Source organism: Sulfurimonas sp., from assembly GCF_019429335.1.
Lineage (GTDB): Bacteria > Campylobacterota > Campylobacteria > Campylobacterales > Sulfurimonadaceae > Sulfurimonas.
In genome coordinates this window covers 21,834-28,842 of sequence record NZ_JAHYJB010000023.1, presented here as the reverse complement: position 1 = coordinate 28,842, position 7,009 = coordinate 21,834, and the positions used below count along the sequence as shown (strand labels likewise).

Below are 7,009 nucleotides of genomic sequence, written 5' to 3'. Positions count from 1 at the left end.
AATACCTTCACGCCGAAGCATTGTGGCTGATAAACTCCCTTACTACAGCTTCAGACTATTTGTTACCTCCTAATCTGTGTAGTTTGGTACCCAACTGGCGGCTAACCTTTATTGGGGCTGGATTGTCTAGCTTGATTGCCTTAGCTTTGCTTGGCACACTCATTATATTCTCTCCATATTATTGTTTAAACTCTATCGTATCTTCTGGGATTGTCGTAGAATCTTTTTTTGTTTTGTCAAACGCTTTTTGCGCTTCTTCTTCATTGTAGTTTCTGCATTTTTCAATCATCTGCGGATCATCATTTGGCCCGATTTTTTCACACATTGCAAAATTAAACTCAAACTGCGAGCACCCGCTAAATAAAAAAGCGCCTATTAAAATATATTTCCACATAAATCTACCCTCTTCTTATTATTAAATCTAAATATTTTGACGGAGTCTTTCTCATCATCTCCTGCGCCAGCCACCTAATCTGAAAATATGCCGCACCGCTGTCTCTAAGTGTAAAGTAGTTCTTCAAGCTTCGTAAATTAAAAGTTACAACCATATCTACTTTTACATTATCGGTAATAATGTGTTTAAAAGCGTCTCCGACATTGCGCTTCTTTTTCCCTGCTTCAAGTACTTCAAATAGAACCTCGGCATTGTCCTTATACTCCTCTAAAAGCCCCAAAGAGCTCTTTGCTACCGCCATTGCGTTAAAATCTTTCACTGTTTTTGATTGATATACGAGCTTATCATACATCGCACCGATTTCGATTCTATTGTAGTGCTCATCACAAGTCACAAACATATCAAAACCCAAAACTTTGCTTATAAAAAAATCTCTATCACTATTTGTCTGCGAAGCGACAAAAGCATTTATAACCGAGCTCATCGTATAACGCGTACTTCGAACACTTATTGCCTGAATACGGTGTCGCGCATGCTCTTGAAGCACGCCTCTGCTGGTTCCCCTTACTAAAAAACTTAAATTTGCATGTTCCAAAATAGAGTGGTGAAAATGGGTCCACGCCAAATCGTTTAAGAGATTTGAGCTCTCTATCTCATTTAATTTTTTACATGTAGAATCATCGGGCATATGATTCTCTATATATTTGATAGCCTCATTTTCGCTATTTTCGAATGAATCATAACAAGTTCTAGCTGCTGCTTCTGCAACACCTATTCCTGTATCTTGCATCAAAACTACTTCAGGTTTTGAATATTTTATGCCATACATCTCTTCCATAAATTTATCCTGCTTTATATTCATATTATTTTACAACAATAAGCTTAGAGTCACTTCTGAATCCCGTCTAAAACAGGAACAAAATCACACGCCTCAAGCTCCTCTTTTGAGATAGAAGCTCCTGCTTTTTTAAAACGGGTAATTATCTGCTTCGAGCCAACTTGCATTGGAGCTACCAAAATCCCGCCGTCGCGAAGCTGTTCAAAGAGTTTTGCAGGTATCTGTTTTGCAGTGGCAGAGAAGAGTATCCTGTCATAAGGAGCATACTGCGCCCAGCCGTTTTGACCGTCATCGAGTTTTGTATGGACATTGCCAAGACCCAGTTTTCTAAACTTTAGTTTTGCCTCTAATATCAGCGGCTCAATTCTCTCGATTGTAAAAACACCGCGAAAAAGATGAGACAGAACTGCTGCTTGATAACCGCTTCCGCACCCTATCTCCAAAACCCTGTCTGCACCCTTTGGCAGAAGGTACTCCGTCATCTTGGCTACCGTTAGCGGAGAGCTTATCCACTGAGCCGAACCAAGCGGCAGAGCGTCTAGCTTGTAAGCGTTATGTCTAAAACCGGCAGGGACAAACTCTTCTCTGTTTGTTTTGGCAATGGCGTCTTTAACGCTCTGGCTCAGAGAGAATTTTTTATGACACTCTTCGGCTAATTTTGCTGTTTTGGTTGCTGTAATTCTATCCAATGCCTACATCCATATATCTTCTCATTGAGAGAATCTCTTTCTTGTTATACTCCATCTCAAGGCAAGCTCTGTCTCTGTTTCGCTCATCCTCTCCATGTGGTCTTATAATTCCGCTTAATTTTGTGCACTCTTCATTTTGGGAGTCGCTTGCAACAACGTAACACTGATTTATAATCGCAAGACTCTGGGTTAAAACTCTGAAATGCTCATCTCTTAAAGCACCCCACCAAGATGGAATTGCTATAACATCACACCCCTCTAGTTTTTGCCAAAAATCTTTAAACCGAAGCTCAAAACAGATTAAGATGCCTATCTTTATGCCATCAATCTCTACAATCTTTACATCTTCACTGCTTCCCTCTGACATGTACTTTTGCTCGTCACCAAAACGGAATAGTTTTGCCTTTGCTCTCTCATAAACAATCTCTCCGTTATGAAAAATTTTGGCAAAATTAAAAACCTCGTCCCCTCTCTTTTGGAGCATTGTAAGAATTACTATCTTATCTTTTGAAGCTTTTTTGAGTGCTTCGCTTGCTACATGTGAAAATTCGAGAGCTTTTTCATAGTTTTGATAATCAAAACCACTCAGACACACTTCAGGAGCTACAATTAGGGATTTTTCAGGTGCTTTGCCTATAAGCTCCAAAAGCGTTTTGAGGTTATCACTGTACTCTTTAATTGTCTCGAAAAGAAGCGAGCAGAGCTTGTACCCACCCTCCTTAGAAGTCGTCATCAAAGCTTAGGCTTCCTTTTGAATAGTTTGCGACCGTTCCTTCGAAAAAGTTTGTTTTCTGGTCATTGAATTTTGAGAAGTCATCAACCCATTTTATCGGGTTAGTCACATTGTAAAGTTTAGGAAACCCTACCGAAGCGAGTCTATCGTCTGCAAGATATTGAATATACTGCTCTAAAATAGCGTCTGTAAGTCCCAATATTTGACCGCCGGTTATATATTTTCCCCAGTCAGATTCAAGCTTTACAGCTTGTTTAAACATCGCAACAACTTCGCTCTTTAACTGCTCAGTAAATAGGTCAGGTCTCTCTTTTCTAAGAGAATTTATAAGATTTTGAAACAAAACCAAGTGTGTGACTTCATCTCTTTGAATAAATCTTATCATCTGCGCACTTCCTAACATCTTTCCGCTTCTTGCAAGCGTGTAGATATAGGTAAAACCGCTGTAAAAGTAGATACCCTCTAAAATCTGGTTTGCAAAACACGCTTTTACGAAATTGTGCTCTGTAGGATTTTTAGAGAGTTCCTCATAAACTGCCGCGATTGCGTCATTTTTGTTCTTTAGCATCATATCTTTGCGCCAGAGGTCATATATCTCTTTTGAGTTTGCCGAGATGCTGTCAACCATAACCGCATAGCTTTGAGAGTGGAGCGCTTCTTCAAAAGCTTGGCGTACCAATATCAGGTTGATTTCGGGAGATGTTACATAAGGATTTATATTGTCCATGATGTTGTTTGTTTGCAGAGAATCCATAAAAATAAGCTGCGAAAGGGCTTTGTCGTAAGCATCCTTTTCAGTCTGTGTAATCTGTTTGTAGTCGCTAACGTCACGGGTCATATCGACCTCTTTTGGAAACCATGTGTTGTTTAACATCATCTCCCAAAGATTATACGCCCACTGGTATTTTATATCATTTAATTCAAATATGCCTGTCGGATTTCCACCAAATATTCTTCTATCATTTACATTTTCAGTTGATTCAGGATTATATATTTTTTTTCTGTTCATCTCTTCTCCTAAAATTTTAGTTTATGATTATATCTTTATGAATATTTTGTTTTCATAAAACTAACTTTATAAATCAATATAGTTAAAATAGACTATTTTTTAATATAACTTTACCGCCTATAATTGTCTTAAATAACTGAAATAAGGAGTAGTGTGTGAAAATTTTTATATTTTTCATGCTTATAATTACAACAATGAATGCAACTGATTTAAAACCATGGACAAAAAAGATAGAACAGCTTAGTGATGAAGAGAAGCATGTGATTATAAACAAGGGAACAGAACGCCCGTTTGTAGGTAAATACACAAACGAAAAGTCACGAGGTATTTATACATGTAAGGTTTGTGACGCACCGCTTTTTGACTCTAGCAATAAGTTTGATTCACGCTCAGGATGGCCGAGCTTTGATGATGCAATAGAGGGAGCCGTAAAAAGGGTTCCTGATAGCGACGGCAGAAGAGTTGAGATAGTTTGTGCCAACTGCGGTGCGCATCTGGGTCACGTATTTGAAGGAGAAGGTTTTACTTCAAAAAATACAAGACACTGCGTAAACTCGATTTCGCTAAATCTCGTAAAAAAGCCTGATATCAAAGATGAAAAGCTCTCGTACGCATACTTTGCAGGAGGCTGTTTTTGGGGTGTTGAGTACTATCTTCAAAAGCTTCATGGTGTAAAAGAGGTAATATCCGGTTTTATGGGCGGGCATGTTAAAAACCCAAGCTACTATGAGGTTGTCCGTTCAAACACAGGTCACCTTGAAACTGTAGAGGTTGTGTATGAGAGCGCTATAATCTCATACGAAGAGATTGCCAAAACATTTTTTGAGATACATGACCCTACCCAGACAAACGGTCAGGGACCTGATATCGGAGAGCAGTATCTCTCGGCACTGTTTGTGAGCAGTGAAGAGGAGAGAAAAATAGCTCAAAGTCTTATTGAGAAACTTGAAGCCAATGGATATAAAGTAGCTACTAAAATATTGCAAAAAAGTGAATTTTACGCAGCTGATGAGGGACATCAGGACTACTACGACAAAAAGGGGAGTAAGCCATACTGCCACGGATATGTAAAAAGATTTAAGTAGTAAAACATTTTATTTTACTACTTTTTTAGACTCGTTATACCCCTCAATATTACGCTCTTTTACAAATTCTGTTGCTGAGTCGCTGATTGAATCAACCACTTCATTTTTATAATCTGTTATAGTGACTCCAGTGTTGTGAGAATAGATAATATATATGCCGACTACTAGTGCAAACAGCATCAATTTAACATTGTTGGTTCTGTAAAAATAAAAAGCCATTACGGCAACAACCAACAGTGAGACAGGGTACAATGAACCGTCCATTTTTTATCCTTTTTGTCGTTTGTTAAAAGTATAACACAGTTAGAAAAAAATAATTGAGATTCATTATATAGAGGGGCTTTATACCTGCCAAAAAGAGCAGGCATAAAGATTATTGATTATTTGCGAGTATGTCTCTTTCTTTCGCTCTCTGTTAGATATTTTTTACGGATACGGATACTCTTGGGCGTAATTTCCAAAAGTTCATCATCTTCAATCCACTCCAACGCGCGCTCTAGCGACATGTCACGAGGCGGAACAAGCTTAATCGCCTCATCAGCACCTGATGAACGAACGTTTGACTGAGCTTTTCCTTTGATTGCGTTTACTACAAGGTCGTTTGAGCGTGAGTGTTCGCCAACAATCATACCTTCATATACTTTAGTTTGCGGTCCTATGAAAAGAACACCGCGATCTTGAATGTTAAATAGAGAATATGCAAGCGTTTCGCCATTTTCCATAGATACAAGCGCGCCGTAGCTTCTTGATTCAACGCTTCCGCTGTATGGACGGAACTCTAAGAATGAGTGGTTCATAATACCCTCACCCTTAGTATCTGTCAAAAACTGCCCACGAAATCCAATAAGCGCACGAGCAGGAATTTCAAACTCGATTCTTTGGAAACCTTGTCCCATTGGAACCATAGATTTCATCTCGGCTTTACGCTTGCCAAGTTTTTCAATTACCGCACCGCTTAAGTTTTCTGGAACATCGATTACAAGGTGCTCAAATGGTTCACACTTAACACCTTTTATTTCTCTAACGATTACCTCCGGACGAGATACGCCAAACTCGAAATTTTCACGGCGCATGTTTTCAGCAAGAATTGTAATCTGAAGCTCACCACGTCCTGAAACTTTAAATTTACCCTCGCCTACAATTTCTAGTCTCATGGCAACGTTAGTTGTCATCTCAGCTTCAAGTCTGTCTTTAAGCTTATTAGATGTTACGTGTTTTCCCTCTTGACCAGCAAGCGGAGAGTCGTTTACAGAGAAGACAACAGTCAATGTCGGCTCTTCGATGTGCATTGGGTCAAGTGGCATCGGATTTGCAGGATCACAAATAGTATCTCCTACATCTACAGTTTCTAAACCTGCAAATGCAACGATATCTCCCGCTTCAGCCTCTTGAATCTCCATACGGTTAAGACCATGAAAACCGATAAGTTTACTTATTTTACCTTTTACAAGCTCTCCGTCTGCCTTTGCAAGCATAACGTTATCGCCTTTTTTGATTACGCCGTTAAAGATACGAGAGATACCGATTTTTCCTACATAGTTATCGTAGTCAAGCGTAAATACCTGTGCTTGTGTTGAATTTTCTCTATCACCCTTTGGCTCAGGAATTTGAGATAAAATAGTTTCAAAGATACACTCAAAGTTTCCATCAGGATGAGACATATCAAGCTTTGCAATACCATCACGTGCAGCAGCGTAAATAACCGGGAAATCTAATTGATCTTCTGTCGCGTCCATTGCAGCAAAAAGGTCAAACATCTCATCTACAACACGCTCCGGATCTGCCGAAGGCTTATCTATTTTGTTAATTACAACGATTGGTTTTTTTCCAAGTGCAAGCATCTTTTTAACAACAAATTTTGTTTGAGGCATTACACCCTCGTAAGCGTCAACAAGTACCAAAACGCCGTCTACCATTTTTAAAACACGCTCAACTTCACCACCGAAATCGGCGTGACCCGGAGTATCAATAATATTGATTTTGTAATCTTTATAGCGAATTGCAGTGTTTTTAGAAAGAATTGTAATACCACGCTCTTTTTCTAAAGCGTTGCTGTCCATAGCTCTCTCTTCGTGCTGCTCATGAGCGGCATATGTTCCTGACTGCTCTAACAGTCCGTCTACAAGTGTAGTTTTTCCATGGTCAACATGGGCAATTACTGCAATATTTCTAATCTTTTGCACAAGGCTTCCTTCTTTGGTCTCTTAAAAAATGAAACCAAGATAAAATTTTCGCGATTATACCCAAATAAAAGTTATACA

At 39.1% G+C, this 7,009-nt stretch carries 8 protein-coding genes; 1 reads left to right on the top strand and 7 read right to left on the bottom strand.

Annotation, left to right across the window (positions count from 1 at the left end; genetic code table 11):
* Positions 1-178: 178 nt before the first annotated feature.
* The 5 genes from K0A91_RS08020 to K0A91_RS08000 are packed head-to-tail and all read right to left on the bottom strand — an operon-like array spanning position 179 to position 3,663.
* A complete protein-coding gene (locus tag K0A91_RS08020) occupies positions 179-394 on the bottom strand; it encodes a hypothetical protein (protein WP_295009667.1) in 216 nt (71 codons plus the stop codon).
* 4 nt (positions 395-398) lie between these two features.
* A complete protein-coding gene (locus K0A91_RS08015) occupies positions 399-1,232 on the bottom strand; it encodes an FAD-dependent thymidylate synthase (protein ID WP_295009666.1) in 834 nt (277 codons plus the stop codon).
* A 50-nt stretch (positions 1,233-1,282) separates the two neighbouring features.
* Positions 1,283-1,921, bottom strand: coding sequence for a protein-L-isoaspartate(D-aspartate) O-methyltransferase (locus K0A91_RS08010; RefSeq protein WP_295009665.1), 639 nt, complete (start codon positions 1,919-1,921; stop codon positions 1,283-1,285).
* On the bottom strand, positions 1,914-2,654 hold the full coding sequence (locus tag K0A91_RS08005) for a carbon-nitrogen hydrolase family protein (protein ID WP_295009664.1): 741 nt from the start codon (positions 2,652-2,654) through the stop codon (positions 1,914-1,916). The genes K0A91_RS08010 and K0A91_RS08005 overlap by 8 nt, the downstream gene beginning before the upstream one ends.
* On the bottom strand, positions 2,641-3,663 hold the full coding sequence (locus K0A91_RS08000; protein WP_295009663.1) for a ribonucleotide-diphosphate reductase subunit beta: 1,023 nt from the start codon (positions 3,661-3,663) through the stop codon (positions 2,641-2,643). The genes K0A91_RS08005 and K0A91_RS08000 overlap by 14 nt, the downstream gene beginning before the upstream one ends.
* 155 nt (positions 3,664-3,818) lie before the next feature.
* Between K0A91_RS08000 and K0A91_RS07995 the strand changes: the two genes are divergently transcribed.
* Positions 3,819-4,748, top strand: a complete 930-nt coding sequence (locus tag K0A91_RS07995) for a bifunctional methionine sulfoxide reductase B/A protein (RefSeq protein WP_295009662.1) — start codon at positions 3,819-3,821, stop codon at positions 4,746-4,748.
* A gap of 9 nt (positions 4,749-4,757) precedes the next feature.
* Here K0A91_RS07995 and K0A91_RS07990 read toward each other — a convergent pair whose 3' ends face one another.
* Together K0A91_RS07990 and typA are read right to left on the bottom strand one after the other, a co-directional pair.
* A complete protein-coding gene (locus K0A91_RS07990) occupies positions 4,758-5,012 on the bottom strand; it encodes a hypothetical protein (RefSeq protein ID WP_295009661.1) in 255 nt (84 codons plus the stop codon).
* A 116-nt stretch (positions 5,013-5,128) separates the two neighbouring features.
* The gene (gene typA / locus K0A91_RS07985; RefSeq protein ID WP_295009660.1) at positions 5,129-6,931 is read right to left on the bottom strand and encodes a translational GTPase TypA; all 1,803 of its coding nucleotides are present in this window, start codon (positions 6,929-6,931) and stop codon (positions 5,129-5,131) included.
* Positions 6,932-7,009 lie beyond the last annotated feature (78 nt).

What these genes read in the sequence shown, in the direction of transcription:
- K0A91_RS08005 (WP_295009664.1), bottom strand. Translation starts at nt 2,654, where the DNA reads ATGACGACTTCTAAGGAGGGTGGGTACAAGCTCTGCTCGCTTCTTTTC.
- K0A91_RS08000 (WP_295009663.1), bottom strand. Translation starts at nt 3,663, where the DNA reads ATGAACAGAAAAAAAATATATAATCCTGAATCAACTGAAAATGTAAAT.
- K0A91_RS07990 (WP_295009661.1), bottom strand. Translation starts at nt 5,012, where the DNA reads ATGGACGGTTCATTGTACCCTGTCTCACTGTTGGTTGTTGCCGTAATG.
- K0A91_RS08020 (WP_295009667.1), bottom strand. Translation starts at nt 394, where the DNA reads ATGTGGAAATATATTTTAATAGGCGCTTTTTTATTTAGCGGGTGCTCG.
- K0A91_RS08015 (WP_295009666.1), bottom strand. Translation starts at nt 1,232, where the DNA reads ATGGAAGAGATGTATGGCATAAAATATTCAAAACCTGAAGTAGTTTTG.